General features: G+C 61.7%; 11 protein-coding genes and 1 tRNA gene. 7 read left to right on the top strand and 5 right to left on the bottom strand.

Annotated elements, in window-relative coordinates:
* The 3 genes from FHR23_RS08175 to FHR23_RS08165 all read left to right on the top strand — a co-directional run bounded on the left by FHR23_RS08175 (position 1) and on the right by FHR23_RS08165 (position 3,220).
* Positions 1–1,590, top strand: coding sequence for a DHA2 family efflux MFS transporter permease subunit (locus FHR23_RS08175; protein ID WP_184002734.1), 1,590 nt, complete (start codon positions 1–3; stop codon positions 1,588–1,590).
* Entirely contained in the window at positions 1,590–3,116 is a 1,527-nt protein-coding gene (locus FHR23_RS08170) for an efflux transporter outer membrane subunit (protein ID WP_184002731.1), read from the top strand. The genes FHR23_RS08175 and FHR23_RS08170 overlap by 1 nt, the downstream gene beginning before the upstream one ends.
* Before the next feature lie 28 nt (positions 3,117–3,144).
* Positions 3,145–3,220, top strand: a tRNA-Glu gene (locus tag FHR23_RS08165).
* A 293-nt stretch (positions 3,221–3,513) separates the two neighbouring features.
* Here the strand turns inward: FHR23_RS08165 and FHR23_RS08160 are convergent.
* The 3 genes from FHR23_RS08160 to traA form a co-directional block, all read right to left on the bottom strand.
* Entirely contained in the window at positions 3,514–4,227 is a 714-nt protein-coding gene (locus tag FHR23_RS08160) for a hypothetical protein (protein WP_184002729.1), read from the bottom strand.
* Positions 4,208–10,600 carry a hypothetical protein gene (locus tag FHR23_RS08155; protein ID WP_184002727.1) on the bottom strand — a complete coding sequence of 2,131 codons (6,393 nt, stop codon included), beginning with the start codon at positions 10,598–10,600 and terminating at the stop codon, positions 4,208–4,210. Before FHR23_RS08155 ends, FHR23_RS08160 begins: the two co-directional genes overlap by 20 nt.
* Positions 10,601–10,927: 327 nt before the next feature.
* Complete coding sequence (traA, locus tag FHR23_RS08150) at positions 10,928–13,732, bottom strand: Ti-type conjugative transfer relaxase TraA (protein ID WP_184002725.1); 2,805 nt, start codon at positions 13,730–13,732, stop codon at positions 10,928–10,930.
* Positions 13,733–13,904: 172 nt separating this feature from the next.
* On the opposite strand from traA, the gene FHR23_RS08145 reads away from it, so the two are divergent.
* Together FHR23_RS08145 and FHR23_RS08140 are read left to right on the top strand one after the other, a co-directional pair.
* Positions 13,905–14,228 (top strand): conjugal transfer protein TraD, encoded by a 324-nt coding sequence (locus tag FHR23_RS08145; RefSeq protein ID WP_184002723.1) that lies wholly within the window; start codon positions 13,905–13,907, stop codon positions 14,226–14,228.
* Positions 14,110–14,454 carry a conjugal transfer protein TraD gene (locus tag FHR23_RS08140; RefSeq protein WP_425506358.1) on the top strand — a complete coding sequence of 115 codons (345 nt, stop codon included), beginning with the start codon at positions 14,110–14,112 and terminating at the stop codon, positions 14,452–14,454. Before FHR23_RS08145 ends, FHR23_RS08140 begins: the two co-directional genes overlap by 119 nt.
* Positions 14,455–14,477: 23 nt before the next feature.
* Here the strand turns inward: FHR23_RS08140 and FHR23_RS08135 are convergent, their stop codons facing one another.
* Both FHR23_RS08135 and FHR23_RS08130 read right to left on the bottom strand, forming a co-directional pair.
* Complete coding sequence (locus tag FHR23_RS08135) at positions 14,478–15,383, bottom strand: HEPN domain-containing protein (protein WP_184002721.1); 906 nt, start codon at positions 15,381–15,383, stop codon at positions 14,478–14,480.
* A gap of 73 nt (positions 15,384–15,456) precedes the next feature.
* Positions 15,457–15,720 (bottom strand): sigma factor-like helix-turn-helix DNA-binding protein, encoded by a 264-nt coding sequence (locus tag FHR23_RS08130; protein ID WP_184002719.1) that lies wholly within the window; start codon positions 15,718–15,720, stop codon positions 15,457–15,459.
* A 544-nt stretch (positions 15,721–16,264) separates the two neighbouring features.
* On the opposite strand from FHR23_RS08130, the gene FHR23_RS08125 reads away from it, so the two are divergent.
* A complete protein-coding gene (locus FHR23_RS08125) occupies positions 16,265–16,474 on the top strand; it encodes a helix-turn-helix transcriptional regulator (protein WP_184002717.1) in 210 nt (69 codons plus the stop codon).
* 362 nt (positions 16,475–16,836) lie between these two features.
* The gene (locus FHR23_RS08120) at positions 16,837–17,019 is read left to right on the top strand and encodes a hypothetical protein (RefSeq protein WP_184002715.1); all 183 of its coding nucleotides are present in this window, start codon (positions 16,837–16,839) and stop codon (positions 17,017–17,019) included.
* Positions 17,020–17,098 lie beyond the last annotated feature (79 nt).

Raw genomic sequence — 17,098 nt, 5'->3', positions numbered from 1 at the left:
GTGGCGGATGCCGGCGCACAATCGGCCAACTGGACCTCGGAACGATCGGTTGCCGGGCCGTATAGCCCCTGGCTGATCGTTGCGATCATCAGTTTGCCGACCTTTATGGAAGTGCTCGACACCTCCATCGCCAACGTGTCTCTCAATCATATTGCGGGCGGCCTGTCGATTTCGGTCGATCAGGCTACCTGGGTGCTGACCAGTTATCTGGTCGCCAACGCGATTATTATCCCGATTTCCGGCTGGTTGTCGGATGTGATCGGGCGCAAGCGCTATTATATGATTTCGGTGGCGCTTTTCACCGGATCGTCGTTCCTATGTGGGATCGCGCCGAATATTGAAGTGCTTATTCTAGCCCGATTATTTCAGGGCGTTGGCGGCGGCGGGCTGGCGCCGGTCGAACAATCGATGCTCGCCGATACCTTTCCACCCGAAAAGCGCGGCATGGCCTTTGCGACCTTTGCCATCGTCGTAATTGTCGGTCCTGTATTCGGTCCGACCATCGGCGGGCTGATCACCGATCATGCAAGCTGGCACTGGATCTTCCTGATTAACGTGCCGGTGGGGATCGTCGCACTGTTCCTGATCCAGCTTTTCGTCGATGAGCCGGAGGTTATCCAGAAAGAACGCCTCGCCATGCTCAAGCGCGGGTTGCGGGTCGACTATCTCGGCTTTGCGCTGGTCGCATTCGGTCTCGGTTTTCTGGAATACACCCTGGACCGCGGAGAGCGGCACGAATGGTTCGCCAACAACTTCATCTTCATCACCGCGGTGCTTTCTGCTGCGTCTTTGATCGCGCTCGTGGTCTGGGAACTCAATCATGACGATCCGATCATCGATCTTCGGTTGCTGAAAAACCGTAATTTCGCGATCACCAACATCGTGATGTTCACCACCGGACTGGTGTTGTTCAGCACAACGCAGCTTATTCCCCAGCTATTGCAGCAAGTGCTTGGCTATTCGGCGACGGATGCCGGCATGGCGCTGACTATCGGTGGTTTCGCAACATTGGCGGCTGTGCCGATCGCAGGACGCCTGAGCGACAAGGTGGACGTGCGATGGCTGATCTTTCCGGCCTTGATCATCCAGGCAGTCGCTCTGTGGCATTTTTCGACCTTCAACGCGAACATCACCTTCATGGACGCGTCAATGGCACGAATGATCCAGTCGATGGCGCTGCCGTTCCTGTTCATCCCGATCAACACCGCCGCCTATATGGGCCTGCCGCAGCGCAAGACCGCTCAGGCGTCGAGCATCCTGAACGTGTCGCGCAACCTTGGCGGCACGGTGGGTATTGCACTCGCGCAGGTGATGCTGGCCAATTATCACCAGATTGAACAGTCCAATATGGTAAACGGCCTCAGCCCGCTCAATCCGAACTATACCGAGTGGATGAACAAGGCAGGCAGTCTGTTTGGTGAAGGCGGTCTGCAACTCGGTGTGCTATACAGTACAATCCAGCAGCAGATTTCGATGTTGTCGTTCCTCGACACCTTCCATTCGATGATGATCGTGGTCATTGTCGTCAGCCCGGTCGCCCTCTTTTTGCGCAATTCAAAAGGTGCCAAGGCGCCTGCGGGAGCCCATTGATGTTTCGCCCCAGACTACTCGCTGCCATGATTGGTGCTACCGCGCTTGCCGGTTGTACGGTCGGGCCGGACTATCACGCACCGGACCTTCCTGTTCCCGCAAAATTCGCGGAAGCCGGTGCAGCTGCGTCTCCTGCCAATGATGTCGATCTGGCGCACTGGTGGACCGCATTCGGCGATCCGGAGCTCAACAAGCTGGTGCATGAAGCCATGTCCGAAGGACTGGATGTGCAAACGGCCGCGTCGCGGTTGCGTCAGGCACGCGCCGCAGAAGCCATCGCGCATGCGCAATATCTGCCACAGATCAACGCGGATGCTGGCGGTAACTATATTCATTTTTCAAAGAATGCCGGTTTTTCTTCTCTCGCTTCGCTGTTTAGCGGTGGCGGCTCGGGTAGCGGCAACAGCGGGGGTGTTGCCCTGCCCGGTGACGGTATCAAGACCTACTCTGCGGGATTTGACGCAAGCTGGGAACTTGACCTGTTCGGCGGCGGGCGGCGCAGTTCCCAGGCCGCGGCTGCGCGGGTCGGGCTTGCGGAATGGGACGCGCGCGACGTCGCAGTGTCGCTCGCCGCAGAAGTCGCCGACAATTACCTCAAGCTGCGCACGCTTCAGCAACAGGAAACGGTGCTGCGAGCAGAGATCGCCCGCCGTGAACGCATGGATTCGCTTCAGGCGCATCGGGTCCAGGTCGGACTGACCCCGGAAACCGATCAGGTACGCGATCAGGCCAGTCTGGCGCAGACACGCGCCTCACTGCAGCCGTTGCTGATTCAGGAACGTATTCAGATGCACGCGCTTGCCGTGTTGCTCGGTAAAGATCCCGGCGCACTCATTGCCGAACTTAGTGCTCCGCATCAGGATGTGATTACCCCGCCCGCAATCCCTGCCGGTTTGCCGTCAGAGCTATTACGTCGTCGGCCCGATGTACGGGCGGCTGAACGCAAGCTGGCGGCGACGACGGCCGACGTCGGGGTGGCGGTTGCCAATCTCTACCCGAAGATCAGCCTGACCGGAGCGGCACAGCTTATTTCGACCGCTCTGTCCAATCTGTTCTCAACCGACAGTCTGCAGGCGACAGCGGCTGCCAAAGCCGCCTTCCCGATTCTGGATTTCGGCAAGCGCAGGGGCGAGGTAAAAGAGCGTCAGGAAGAACGTCAGCAGGCCTATATCGCCTATCGCAAGACGGTGCTCGGCGCGCTCAGGGACGTCGATGATGCGCTGGTGCGCATTCAGGGCGAGCGTCAGCGTAACAAGCAACTGCGCGTCAGCGTCGATAGCGCAGAACGCGCGCTGCATGCCGTTGATGCCAAATATAATGTTGGCCTCGTCGATTTGTCAGCGGTGTTGCAGGCTCGGGGGTCGCTGCTGAATCAGCAGGACGCGCTGGCGCAGAGCAACGGCACGCTGCAGGAAGCCACCGCTTCGCTTTACAAGGCACTTGGCGGGGGCTGGGACGACAATACCCTGAAGCAGGTGGAAGCAAACCAGCCCGTATCGCTTGACGGGAAGCGTGCGCAGCCCTAATTGCGCGCTTCCACGCGATATCGCGTATGGCCCCTTCGTCTAGCGGTCTAGGACGTCGCCCTCTCACGGCGAAAACACGGGTTCGAGTCCCGTAGGGGTCACCATCGTCAAGCAGAAATCGCCGAGATTCGTGGATTTTTGACGATCCGGCGGAAACCACGCCCACATTTCGTCCCACACAATGTGCTGGCTTTGATGAACCGTTGTAAGAGGCCATGAGCGACTCAGCGCCAGTCTTAAGGCGATGAGTTAGGCAATGCATGGTCTGAAACTGGGCCGGTTGCAGAAAGGCAGATGCCGGGAAGATACCCAGCGAAGCGGACTTTCGGCGGTGAAGATACCGTCACTAGGACCTATTGATCGACAGAGGAAACGTTCGTCCGTTGTTTGAAAAATGCTACGCGTTATCCGCACTATTATCAGTTTCACCCACCATATCATCCGCCAGAGTCGCGCGCCATTTTTCAACGAGCTTCTCCAAGCGCTCCTGAAAAACTTCGACATGGGACAAGATCGCGCGGCGCTCGCCTTCCAGATCGATCGAGACTTCTTCCCTCTGTCCTGAGGGTGCTGGTTGGTCTTTCAATGACTCGAAGTCACCGTTGATCAATTTTTCGTAGAGTCTCTTCAAATCTACCTTGTTGGGCACGGGCGTCGCAAAGAACGCCCGCCAGCGCTCAAAAAAGGCGACAAGCTCACGCTCTTCATCGGTAAGCGCTTGCCATTCCGCATTGTCGATCGCGCGGATCTCAGGGCCGCGGGTTAGGAGCAGGCCGCTCATCACCAGATGTACCAGCGCAGCGTACATCTCGCGCAGTAGATCGTCACTCGTCTCCCTGCGGCCATATATCCGCCAGGGATCGCCACTGGGCACCATAGAGGCGAGAACTTTGATGGCCGGGCCATATCCTGCCAAGGGGTCAGCCGGGATTGGGAGAGCTCGGCGATTCGTCCAGAGCTTTAGAATGAGATCGACAGCGCGATCCTCGGCCGACTGGCGTTCGCTCCCCTCGCTTCGCTCGGCGGTCTCGATCAGCTCGGCGAGATGATGTGCCATCCATCGTGTCGGAAGCTCGCCGCGCGCATCAAGTTCAAGCTGCCGAACGATCACCCGCCCAACGCCCAATATATCCTTCGGCGACGTGGAATCCCCCATCGCCGTCGAAGCGGTAGACTCTGTCGTACGCCGCCTCGGGGGTTTGATCTTCCGCGTCATAGCTTCGTCGACTGTTACGTCCTTCACGTCTGATCTCCACTTCGATCACCAGCTCGAGACCCTCGGCTGCCAGAAATTCCCGCAATTGCTCACGCTCGACCAAAAGCCGACGGCCGGCCACGAATCGTTGCGCCTGATAGCGTTCTTCGTCGCGCTCATTCTCTCCCCAAACCTCGTAGAGGAACATGGGCGGCTTGCCGGGCGCGGACCAAGAGATTCTACCTTCATGGTTTCGGGCCAGGCCGAGCGCTCCGGACACGCGATGGCCAGGCATCCAGTCGATCAGGCTGGCATTCCCGCGAAGCGGATCGAGCTCATCGATATCGCCAACCGCCGAGATCGTGCGAAGCCATGGGATCATTTGGTATGGGCCGTGTTCGACCTCGTCATGATCCGACTCGTCTCCGTCTCGCGGGAGCCCATAGTCCCAGGCACTCTCCATCGTCTGGAGCGTGCGCAGCAGCGATGGTGCGAGCTCCGGGTCCACAAGCGCGCTCGAAAACGCAACTGTCTCGGAACGTTCATAGGTGGCGATCCGCCAACCGCCGGCAACCAGCAGATATTCCGGGCGATCCGCCGGCATCAGCTCACTACGCATCTCGGCTTCCGTTACCTGATCGACCCACGTGCCCAGAGGCTCGCTGGACTGGCGCCAGAAGTCCTCGCGAAGCGGCACGGGTTGCCGAATGTCCGTGGACCAGTGCGGCGGCTGGGTAAGCATTTCGCCCGACACCGTCCGAGCCATGGCATCCCAATCGCTATCGGGGATTGCCGCGAGTGGCTCGGTTTTCATCAATTGACCGACCGCGCACCATAGGGCGTGCCACTCGAGATACGTGTTGAGCCTTTCCAGTGTCGGGTTCGCCCCATGCCCATTGCTGGCGAGCGACCATTCCCGCTCCGAGAACCGGTGGCCCCGGCGTTCGGCTTTGTAGGAGCGGATTTTTCCGTCATAGCCCCAGCGGTCGATGATCCAGTTTTCCGCTTCGGCGAGCAGCTGCGCCTGGGAAACATCGGCAAAGGCATCGAGCACGCGATCGTACCAATAGGGTATGGTGTCCATCGGATCGAAATCGAAGCGTCGTTCCTTGTCAATCGAAAGGGGTTTTCGCGTGCCGCGTGCAGACCAATCCGGACGTTCGACCGGTTCGAGGGCCGATTTGCCCACGCGTTCGAGAGCGTGCCGGGTGTCCTTATCAAGCGGAAGCACGCTCGCTGCGGCCAGCTTGAGACAAGCGTCGCGCGCGAAGCTTGTCAGGAGAATGTGCGGGAAATCCTGATCCAATGCTGTGCGCAGAAGTTCCGTGCCGGCGAGCGTGGCGACCTGCGGTACCTCGCCCGCAATGCGATCGAACGCGATGACGAACCACATCCGCGCGGCGATCCAGTAGAAATCGAGAGCGGGCGAACGAAATACGGTCTCGGTCTTGCGGCCATGCTCGCAAGTCAGCGCTTGCAGCTCCGCGGTTGCGCCGAGCCTCGCCAGACGCCGCATCGCGTGTGCGGCACGCCATCGGACTCGGACATCGTAATCGCCCATGCATGCATACAAGAAGCGGGCAACGGCCTCGGGGATGCCAACAGGCACGTCTTCCGACGCCCAGATTTGGTCGCGGTCTTCGAGATCGATACGGTCTGCCAGTCTTCGCGCATACCAGGTCGCCGTGCCGGCCGCCGATTGCGATTCGAGATGGCCCGCAATCAGCACTGCCAGGGCAAAGACTTGGTCACCGCTGAATGCTTGCCCGTGCAGTTCCACCCCGCGGAGCATAAGATCGACGACCGAAGCGGAGGGCATCCCGGTCCATTCGATCGCCTTGGGGAGCGACGTCTCGCCGTGCGCGATGTAGCGAATGAAATCCGGGAGCCGGCGGGTGATCACGCCCGGAAGTTTCGACGATGCCCAATGCCGAACTGCAGGCGAATCCCATTGCGGCAACAGGGTCAAAAGCCGCTCGACGACTTCAACGCCGACGCCAATCTTCACGCCGGACAGGGCGTCCAGAAAAGCGATGCGATCCCGCAGGCCAACATTGCCAGCGGCCCATCCGACAACCTCGGAGGCAGAGATATAATTCTTGCTCGCACGCGCGACATTGAGCGCCGCTTTGATCTCTTGTTCGAGCTTTTCGGTGTCGAGCAGGACATCCCGCGCCCAGCCAGGCCGGGGCGTTGTGGCCTTGGAGGTCCTGTCGATACCTCCCGGTCCGTAGGAGACACGACCCTGTTCTACCTCCGGCAATTTGGCCAGGAACGCGCCGCGTTGGAGCAGCGCGTTCCCCATGAATCCCGGCGATTGCACCTTTTCAACACGCGCGATCAGCTTCTCGTTGTCACGGTGATCGTGCCGGATGAGCGCATCCCAGGCCGCTTCTTCCAGAAATGTTGCAAGGGGGGCATCGGAGGGGAGATGCTGCAACGCTGCTTCGACAACGCCATGATCGCCCTGCATCATCAGCGCGAGCGCCATAGCGACAGACGGCGAAACCAGGCCGGTCGCCAAACCTGATTTCAGGACAGGCTCGAGCGTCTCTCGAAAACTTGCGAGGTTTGCGTCTTCCAATTTGGCGGCATTGGCCAGGGCGAGTGGAAGGTCGAGCTGGGCAAGGGCGTCCATCACGGAATCCCATGGAAGCTCTCCCTCGCCGTCCAGGCGGATCGCGGCGTCGGCCAGCACTTCGGAGAGCTCGCGTGCGGCTGTGCGTCGATCCGCCACATCGGTGCGCCCCTGCTTGAACAGCACCGCCAGCAGTTTCAGCTGTCCAATGATCTCTCGATCCAATTGGCTTGCCGCCTCCACTGCGCTCTGGAAGATCGCGCTGGCATCGTCGGGACTGATCGGCACTAACAGACGCGCATAAGCGAGCAGCGCCTTTGATTTTTCGTCTGCACCGATACGGCGTCCGCGAATTGCGACGACCGATTTGGTGATATCGGCGAGCATGTCCGCGTGCAGTTCCGAGCGAAGCGCGATGCGCTCTCCGAATGCGAGATCGGGGGCAAGGTCTCCGGTTCCCCATCGTCCATGCACGCGCCGCGCCGTGGACAGCAGCAGGTTCGAATCGGCGCCGCGCGCGGCCAGAAGCATCATGGTGCGCGCCGCCGCCTGGGCGAGCACGCTTCCGCTCAAATCGCGCGCCAGACGCCAACTATTGTCTTCGCGCTTCTTGGCTGCCGCTTCCAGCATTTCCGCGAGCGCGGCCGGGTCAGAGGCGATGACCAGCGCGGTCGCAGTGGCCGCGTAGATCGGGAAGATCGCGTTCGTGAGCTCATTGAGCTTGCGGTCCGCATCGTCCCCGCGCCAGGCACGACGCTCTTTCTCTTCCTTCGTTTCCGGCTCGGGACGCGGGACATATAGGTCTGTCGATATCGGCGTCGCCTTGGCACGGGCAGCACGGAGTGCATGCGCACGAAACAGCAAGTCCAGACTTGCGGTCGCGCTGATGAATTGATTCTCGATCCGTCTGTTAGCAGGCTGCAAAATGGCGTCGAGAAAGTCATCCACCATGGTCTTCGCCGCGGTCTCGGTGGCCAGCAGCTCGCACCCCGACATAATGATATCGATAATCCAGCCACGCAGATCCGTTGTCGATGTCTGACCCGACAGGAAGCGTCTAATGTCGAGCCGAAGCCGCAGCAGCGCGGCGATTCCTGCCGCGAGGCGCTTCGAATCGACAGTCTCGCCGGCTATTGTCATCGGCACGAGTAGGAACGGCTCTTCCCAGGGTTTCAGGACACCGGTTGCGAGAATCCGATGAAGGAGATCGCCCTCGCCCTGCGCAAGAAGGCGGGGCACGAGCTGCCTTGCGACCTTCAGCCGCAGCCGCCTCGGTCGCCAGGTGCCAAGTGCTTCCAGTGCCTCTGCCGGCCCCTTTACGCGCAGCACGGTCTCGATGTTCGCCGCGACATCGGAAACGTCGACTCGCCAGTCGCGCCGATCGTGCTCGGTTGTGCTATCCTGGCGCTCGGCCATCCATGCGCGGATCAGGCGCCCGCCTTCGCGGAGCGAGACGTGATCGCCCGCAATGGCATCGACGACCTGCTTCTGGATCAGAAAGGCGCCATGATAGGCGATCTGCTCAGGGTCGGTCAGGATTAGCCGGCCGGCTGTCTCCGGCGCAAAGCGCACGGCAAGATCGGGATTGTTTGCGAGCAGCGCACGGAGTGCGCGCTCGGTCTTCAACCCCTCTCCGCCGATCAACACGAATCGCATCGCGCGCGCAGCATCGCCCGCCTGGCGACAAGCGAGAATCGCAAGACGCAGGCGGGTAAGCTCCGCTTCGCGGCGTCCCACGGGATCGAGGATCACGGGCGGCGACGGTTCTTCCTCGACCAAGTTCAGCAGATCGGCGCCGCGGTCCGCAGACAGGAGCGCGCCCGCGACGTGCTGCGCGGCATAGGCATCGCTCTTGCACCGCGCGAATAGCCATTCGGCGGTTCGGCGCGTAATCTCGTTAAGTGCCGACGCGCCCTCTTTGCGCACGAAATCCTCAAAGTCCTCGTCGGCAAACCCGACCTGGTCGCCGCGCAAACGGATCGCCGGTGCCATGTCGGTACAGATGTCGATCAACGCTGGGACGGGGATATCGAGGACGCCGCTCAAGTCCGTCAGCGGTACGGGGCGGGCAAGCGCAATAAGTCCTGCACAATATTTCGCGACGTCAGCCGGATTGCCGCTCTTGCCGAGCGCCAGCCGGAATTGTTCGCGGAATACCTGGTCCAGCGACCGACCACCGGGCAGGAGGCGGTCGATGGCGAGTTCTGGCGCAGCCCCGCCCAGGTCCAAGGCATAGGCCTGGACGCGCGGCACGCCGTGCGTCAGCTCATGGAAAAGATCGAGCCACTCGGCCGGCGCGTTCCAGACCGACTGCACATGGGCTTCGGTTTCGGCACGACTGAACGGCTGGAGCTCGATCGGCACATAATTGCCAGGCAGAGCGATCTCCGGCAACCGGCCGGTGCGCGCGGTGACGACGAACCGCACATTTGCTGGCAGCTCGCCCAGTTCCAGAAAATCCCGAATGAAACTCTGTTCCGCCGGCTTGCGGGCGGCGGCGGCGGTAACGGAATTGTCGGCCGCGTCGACTGCGATCACGATCAAGCCATCTGGATATTCGGCCGCATGCGCCCTGGCGGCATGGCAAAGGCGATTCCAGAACAGCCGTGCCGGGTCGCTGAACTGATGCCGGCCGAGCAGGATAGGCAATCGAAGCCGGGTCGCAAGCTCGTTGCTTAGCTGCAGGAAAGCGTCGATCGGGCGATGCCGCAGCGCAGCCGCGTCGAGATAGGTGCCGCCACCATAGCAATCGAAGGTAACCATGACCGAATGGTTCGGGAGGGCCGCCTCGATCTGCTGGAGCGCAGTCGTCTTTCCGATTCCACCGACACCGTGAAGGCAGATGCGCTGCTCTCCGGCGAGAAGTTTCGAGGCCGCGTCGGCTACGCTTGCCCGCGGCACCCGGTTCGCGACCGGCTTTAGTTCCGCAGGACATGGAAACAGCGCGCCCATGTCCGCGACGCCCAACCCGATGAGTATCTTCTCCTTGGTGATCACCTCCCCCGCGAACTCCGGCCGCATGCGATGCCGGATGAACTGCCGCAGTTTGGCGACCGCCGTTTGCATCTCGAGATCGGTCCAGCCGGCCATGTCGCCGAGCAGCTTGTCCTCAATGGCGAAGCGAGACCCCGTGCTGCCGTCGAAGCGGAGCGCGCCGGCGAAGAGCGGCAGATCTTTTTTGGCCAAGCCGGAAGCGTAGGCTAGCTTGATTTCGTCCGTGGCTTGCCCCTTCGGACGGTCGCGAGGCACCGCGACATCGCCGGCCGCGATCTTTACCGCCGCGGCAGCCAAGGCCTCGGCAATGGGTTGGTTAGTTACCAGCGATACCTCGATCGGACCCTTGGGCTTCAATCTCCGGATCCCCGACCAGGCTTTCGCCAAGCGATGGAGCACGCTGTCCTCGCGCTTTTCGCCTTGCCAAATCCGCGCGACAGTCCAGCTGGACGTAGGATTGGCCGCCGAATATTTGAGCTGTTCGATCACGATGCGATCGGCGTCCGACGCTCTGCGTCCGCCTTCGTAGAGCGCGCAATCGACACCGTCCCAAGTCGAATCTGCCACACCGGTCGCGTCACTCGGGACGATGCCCTCGACCGTCATTGCCTGTAGCGGATCGCGATCATCGAGAAGCCGCATCGCATGCCGTGCGGCCCAGAGTTCATGAAAGTCGTCGCCGGTATTGGACCCCCGGGCGCCTGTAAAATCGCTCACCTGTTCTATCCTGCCCGTCTGTCCCGGATCGGTTCTATTCGTCCTGTCCTTCTCGCTTTCGAAAGTAGCGCTGATCCCAAAATATCTTCGCGACGGCTCGATTACTCAAACGACGATGGAGATCGTTCTCTATAGGTTCCATTGGGCAACTACAACGGCACGCTCGCGGCGTCTGATCGCACGCTCCTCTTCAACGTACACGGCCAACACTATAGCCATTGCGCCGGCACGAAACGGATGTCCGCTTTCGGGTGCTCAGCGAACAGACTTGGATGACCGAAATTGGGGCGCAAAGCTGCCCTATTTGGGGATCGCGCGCGGGGACGTTTACATGCCGATGCTCAAGCCTCGACTGCGTCTTTTACCGATCATGGCGGCGAGCGCCTGACCAATGCGACGATCGGGCATTGCGTGGATGCCCAGTTCACCCTTGCGAATGCGCAGGATCGATTCCAGTTGCGGGTCGCGCTCCAGACTTTTGGCCATGCCTGTCATCGTCTTCTCGACTGCCCTGATCCTGGAGTCTTCGTTGTCCCGCCGCAGCGCGACACGTTGTCGTTCGAGGTCCTGCCACCGAGCGATAAACATGTCGGCGCGCACCTGCGGGTTTTCGCGCATCTCCATTTCGAGTTGCATAGCGCGAATGACCCTGGTGGTTTGCCCACTGGCAGCCTCGCCGATTAAACCATGGTCGACAGCCATGGCGCTTTCGAGATCCTGCGCAGCGTAAGGTCGGATGGCGTCGAGCGCGGCGCGGCTCCCGATCAGTTCGGCGCGCTGCTCTACTGTATAAGGATCGCCGACACGGTTCGTGAATCGCATCAGCTCGACGATGCGACCATGGCGCTGAACCGCATCGGAAAGCCGGGACGCCGGCGTCGGCGACCGACGTGGTGGAGGTACGATCGCCGGTGTGGACCGTGTAAGGGGCTGATCCGGCGCTCGCACATAATCGGACGCCATGTCCTTGCTGCGTTCACGGCTGAGCATGCGCACCAGCGTCGGCCGGTCGGCAAAGTCATCCTCGCCATAATGCAGCTCGACGCTCTCGCGATGCCGCGACAGGGCGACATAGGCCCCATGACGATCGAGCCCGGGAGTGGCGAGGACATGGACGCGGTCGACGGTCATGCCCTGTGCCTTGTGGATGGTAGCGGCATAGCCATGATCGATATGGGCATAGTGGTTGAGATCGAACGCTATGGATCGGCCGTCATCGGTGCGCACCCGCATGTTAACGGGCGTCACGGTCTCGACGGTACCGAGGGTTCCGTTCTTCACGCCAAGGCTCCGTTCGTTCCTCAGGAACATCACCCGATCGCCACTGGCGAACACGCGCTCGCCGCGCTCTACTTCCAGCCCGACCGCGTCGCCGAGCATCTGGGCTGCGCGCAGGCGGGCACGCGCGGCATCATTAAGCGCGCGTACTTCGTCATTGCTATGGGTGAGGATGATGCGGCTGGCCCCGGGACAGGCCTGACGATCGCGGTCCCAGCGTTCGATCAGCGCGCGACGCGCCTGTTCGCGCGTCCTACCGGCATGGACATGACCGGCTTCGGCATATGCTGTCAGCGCTTCGCCGGTCCGTCCGGTCGCCAGATGCCGCGTGGCATCGCGCTGCCAGTCGACCCGCTGGCGGCGGACCTCGGTAATCTCGACACTGCCGTGGCGCTCAGCGATCGAGCGGAACGCCGCACCGGCCTCGATCGCCTGGAGTTGCTCGGGATCGCCGACCAGTACCACCTTGGCATGGCGTTTCGCCGCTTCGCTCAGTACGCGCTCCATCTGGCGCGTGCCGATCATCCCGGCTTCGTCGATGACGAGGATGGATTGATCGTTGAGCAGGGCGCGGCCTTGTCCCCAGCGATGTTCGAGGCTTGCCAGCGTGTGGGAGGCAATGCCCGAACCCTGTTCGAGATTTTCCGCAGCGATCCCCGACAGCGCCGCACCGACCACCTGATAGCCGCCATGTTCCCATCCGTCGCGTGCAATGCCCAGCATGGCTGATTTGCCGGTGCCGGCATAGCCGATGACGATGCGCAGCCCGTGCCCGTCGGTTATATGCTCGAGCGCGGCCTGCTGCATTCCCCCCGGAACAAGGCCGCGACTTGCCGAGCGGGCAAGCGCCCCCTGCACGGTCCGTTCGGCAAGTCCATAGTCGCGGCGCCCGGCCAGTCGCCCTGTCGCGCGCTCGAGCCGCTGCTCGGTCGCGACCATCTCGCGACTGGTGAACCGGTCTTCGCCGCGTCCGTCCTTACCGAGCTTTACCAGTTCGGGCGATGCGCGCACCGCTGCCATCACCCGGTCGAACTGCTCTTTCCCTTCGCTATGGCGATGCACGAACCGCGCGAGGTCGCGCGTGGTGAACGTCGCCTGGCTATAGGTGATCGCGTCGAGCGCGATCGCCGGATGCGCAAGGATCTTGTCGCCATTGGCGCGAGCAATGGCCTGATGCTCGACAAGGCGTTCGGAGTGCAGCCCCTGCTGTGCCATCCGCGATGCCGCAGGACCGATCTTGTGCTGCGGCTCGAGATCGATGCCCTGGGCTTCCAGCGACCGGTGGTCGATCCGTGCATCGATATCCAGTTCGGCAAGCCGGACATTGACGTGGCCCGCCCAGGCTTCGCGCCAGTGCGTGAGCAGCTCGGTGCGGTTCCAGTCACGCACCTTCGCGCCGAAGCCGACTTGCGACACCTCGCGCATGCCCAGCATCACATGCGCGTGCGGCTTCGGCTCGCCATCCGCGCCGATGTCCCAGTGCACGTTAAGGTCGGCGGCCATGCCGCGTTCGACAAATTCGCGGTTCACAAAGTCGCGCGCCAGACGAATACCTTCTGCCTGATCGAGCTCACGCGGGATGGCGACCTCGATCTCACGCGCAAGCTGCGCATCCTTCCTGACCTCAGCCGCCTCGACGTTGTTCCACAGCCGCTCGCGGTCGTGCCATTCTTCGGGCGCACCGTCGGGCAGCAGCACTTCGGAGTGCACGACCCCGGCCTTGTTCGCAAAGTCGTGGTGGCGATCGAGCCGCTCATCGTACAGCCGCGATGCCGAACGATAGGCGGCGGACGCCAGCGCCGACGAACCCGACGCGCGGCTGATGACTTTGGCGGAGAAGTGGTAGATCGCCATGGCGACATACCAGCTACTCTTAAAAGCGCATGTCGGCACGACGTATAAGCGCGCCCTCAAAAGATTTCATCTTTCTCGCGACGCCGAAGTGTCAGGATATTTCAGAAGGTTGGGGCTGATCGACCCACTCGATAAATGAGAGGGCGTGGTCGATCAACTCAGGACAACTGCGATGCGTAAACCCCGGGACTATGATGCTGAACTCAGAACCCTTGCCGACAAGGCAAGGAAGCTCAAAAACCGCAGACAGCACCAGCTGGGCGAACTCGTCCAGGCCACCGGTGCGGATAGGCTGAGCGTCGAGGAACTGGCCGGTGCGCTACTCGAGGCAGGCACCGCGCCCCGTCCGACCCGGGAGGCGTGGCGCAAGCGCGGCGCTGCCTTTTTTCGCGGAGAGCGCGAAGACGCTGGCGACGGCGCTCGCGGCAGGCCGGGCAGCGTTGCGCCGGACGACCGCAGCGCACAACCGGCTTCAGGCACAACAGGCACGCCATGATCGTCGCGCCTGGCAGATGAAGCGGCGCGAGCGCACCCGGCGGCTGATCGAGCTGGGCGGCCTCGTCGCCAAGGCCGGGCTGGTCGAGCTTACCGATGACGATCGGGCGGTGATCCTTGGGGTGCTGGTCGAAGCGGCGGCAACCTTGCGCAGCGCTGACGGACAACGCCAACTTGTGGTGTGGCGGCGACGAGGACAGAGGGCCTTTAAGGAGAAGGGCGAATAGGGGTGGTGATAGCAGGAGCGCTCTTACCCTTCAGCTCCCTGCTTCAGCGCTTCCAGCCGCTCGAGACACAGCGTCTCAACGGTATCGCGCAGCTGCGCAATCGCAGCGGCGAGCGCGTCGAGATCGTCGCGGGCAATGGCGTACTGTGCCGAGTAGCGCGCCTCGACATAGGCGCGCTTCAGCAACTCGAACCGGCGCCGGTCGGTACGCTGCTCGCGCGGCCAGCTTGCGACCAGACGTGGTTCCTTGTCCTCGGCGAGCGAACGCAGAAACTTGATGTTATGCGAACGCGGAAAGTAGAGCGTACGTACCAGCAGAAAGCAGATGTAGAGACGCTCGGTTGCCTGATGCATGAGAAAGGCGGCATCGTTTAGCTTATTCTGCTCTACGCAGAACTCCGCAATTTCAATTGCATCAACAGCTTTCGCAAACCATCCATCAAAATATTCCCGCGCCATGCGGTACGCATCGGCAGGCGTGAGCGGCATGGGCGTGGCAAGCGCATGACAGGGCAGTTCGTAGAGCGCGATGCCGTCGCGCGCGATATCCACCCAGAAATATTCACCGCGCGACAGCGCCTGGTTCACTGCGTCGAGCGAATGCACGATGATATTGACCGGACGGCCAATGGCGGCATCGCGAAGGATGCGGTCTTCGGCGACATACCAGTAACCGGCAATGTCGGTGAGGTCTTCATGGCTGACGATGATCAGCAGGTCATAATCGGACTGATAGCCGTTTTCGGGTTCATCGACCCAGTCGTTGCGCGCATAGGAACCGAACAGAACGATCTTATAGACCTTGCCGTTTCGGCGGGTTGGGCTGGTCGCGCGCGCAATCGCGGTGTCGAACTCTTCGAGCAGTATTTCGCGCACGCGGGCAAGCTCGCGGCGCTGGATATCGGGAAGATGATCGAGATCGGATTTCATGGAAGCTCGTTCCTAACCCGGTTGCCGCCCTGCGCCAACCGCGAGACGGCATATGGCCCGCAAAATGGATTCATCACCGCCGCCGCCGCCACCACCGCCGCCACCGCCACCACCGGCCATGGCGGCGCGGATGCTCGAGCGCATGGGTGAAATGCTCTATCGCGCGCACCAGCAGGCGCTGCACTTCGGCCTGAGACAATCCCGTGCGCCGTGCAATTGCCGCTGTACCCAGTCCGTCGAGCCGGACCGCCAGCAGGATGTCGCGTTCAAGACGGGGTAACCGGCGCAGCGCTGCTTCCACCCGTACCAGTTCTGCCGGATCGGACCTGTCTGCCATGTTCTTTCTCCTTTACCACCGCAGCCCGGCCGGAATGGCGCGGGGGAGCGGCAGGAGCAGACCAGCAGTCCCGCATGGAGCGGCGGGGTGCATCCGCAAGGACTGGAACGGATGTGGAAGACCGGCGCAGCCGGTTGCGGCCCGCCGCGGCGGGACCAGGGGCATGCGACGCTCCCCTGTGCCATGCCGCGCCCGGCGCGGCCACGCCATCGCGCCCGCGCGATGTCCGCTGGTCGGGCCACGGCCCGACACCATCGCGTCAGCCGGGCGTTACCCGTATGGGCCGGGACGCGCACGCGGCCCGGTGGCACCGATGCCATAGCACGCGGTCGCGCCGCCGGCGCGAGACGCCCTGCACGATCTTTATGAAGGAAAGAGATTTCGAATCGGCCCACCTTCCGAGACGAGCCGTTGAATGCCGTTCGGGCACTTTTGCGGTGCTGGAGTCGGCCTATGGCGGCAGCGGGGAGGTTGAGCCTGCCAATCTGGATGCCGATGATGCGGTCTCAGCAGCGATGACACGCCATCGAAAGGACCGGCATCCATGATATCTCCGCACCCCGACCGTATTCTCCGCCTCAACACCGTGCTCGATCGCACCGGGCTGAGCCGCTCGACGCTCTATCGCAAGATCGCCGACGGCACCTTTCCACGCCAGATCCGGATCAGCCGGCGCTGCGCAGGCTGGCGTGAACATGAGGTCGAGCAATGGGCCCGCAATCCCATCAGCTATCAGGTCGAGGACTATCGCTGAGGGCCCGACGGGCGGTCTCTGCCAGGGCTCGATCAAGGTCGATGATCGTCTGCGATTCGGCGATCAAGTTGTCGATCTGGAGGATGCGGGTCAGGCGACGGGGGATAAAATGCGGTTGGCGGGTATGACCGACGTAGTTCGACTTTATCTCCAGTGTAGCGGAAAAGCAGGGGTTGTGATCGTGTAGAAAAGAGTAACGATCCCAATAAAATATCCGGAATGGAGATATTGTTAAAAACGACTTGCCAGAGGCCAATGCCCATCTATTGTGAGTAGTACGTAATGCTTAGGGGGCTTTGCATTGCGCGAACAGGGAGCAGCCGATGCGCAAAGCGGCATTAGTCGCAGGTGTGGTGGGGACCATGCTTGCGGGACTTGGACTTGCCTATGCAAGCGAGACCATCACCTATCATTATGATGCACGTGGACGCCTGATACAGGTTGAAGCCAGCGGCACCGTCAATAACGGCGTGATGGCCAATTACAGCTACGACAAGGCCGACAACCGGACCAACGTAAAGGTCAACGGAGCTTCCGGCTCCTAGGCGGCGTGCCTTGGGGCAGATTCTGGCGTTAATAAATCAATTTGAGGGGGGGCATGGATGCGGACGAGAGGCGCAGCCA

This window comes from Stakelama sediminis (assembly GCF_014199335.1).
Classification (GTDB): Bacteria; Pseudomonadota; Alphaproteobacteria; order Sphingomonadales; family Sphingomonadaceae; genus Sphingomonas; species Sphingomonas sediminis.
Note: the sequence above shows the minus strand (reverse complement) of the source record. Positions and strands in the feature narration are given on the sequence as shown.

Excerpts from the sequence above, each read along its gene's own strand:
- FHR23_RS08170 (WP_184002731.1), top strand. The coding sequence starts at position 1,590 with ATGTTTCGCCCCAGACTACTCGCTGCCATGATTGGTGCTACCGCGCTT.
- traA (WP_184002725.1), bottom strand. The coding sequence starts at position 13,732 with ATGGCGATCTACCACTTCTCCGCCAAAGTCATCAGCCGCGCGTCGGGT.
- FHR23_RS08145 (WP_184002723.1), top strand. The coding sequence starts at position 13,905 with ATGCGTAAACCCCGGGACTATGATGCTGAACTCAGAACCCTTGCCGAC.
- FHR23_RS08135 (WP_184002721.1), bottom strand. The coding sequence starts at position 15,383 with ATGAAATCCGATCTCGATCATCTTCCCGATATCCAGCGCCGCGAGCTT.
- FHR23_RS08130 (WP_184002719.1), bottom strand. The coding sequence starts at position 15,720 with ATGGCAGACAGGTCCGATCCGGCAGAACTGGTACGGGTGGAAGCAGCG.
- FHR23_RS08125 (WP_184002717.1), top strand. The coding sequence starts at position 16,265 with ATGATATCTCCGCACCCCGACCGTATTCTCCGCCTCAACACCGTGCTC.
- FHR23_RS08120 (WP_184002715.1), top strand. The coding sequence starts at position 16,837 with ATGCTTGCGGGACTTGGACTTGCCTATGCAAGCGAGACCATCACCTAT.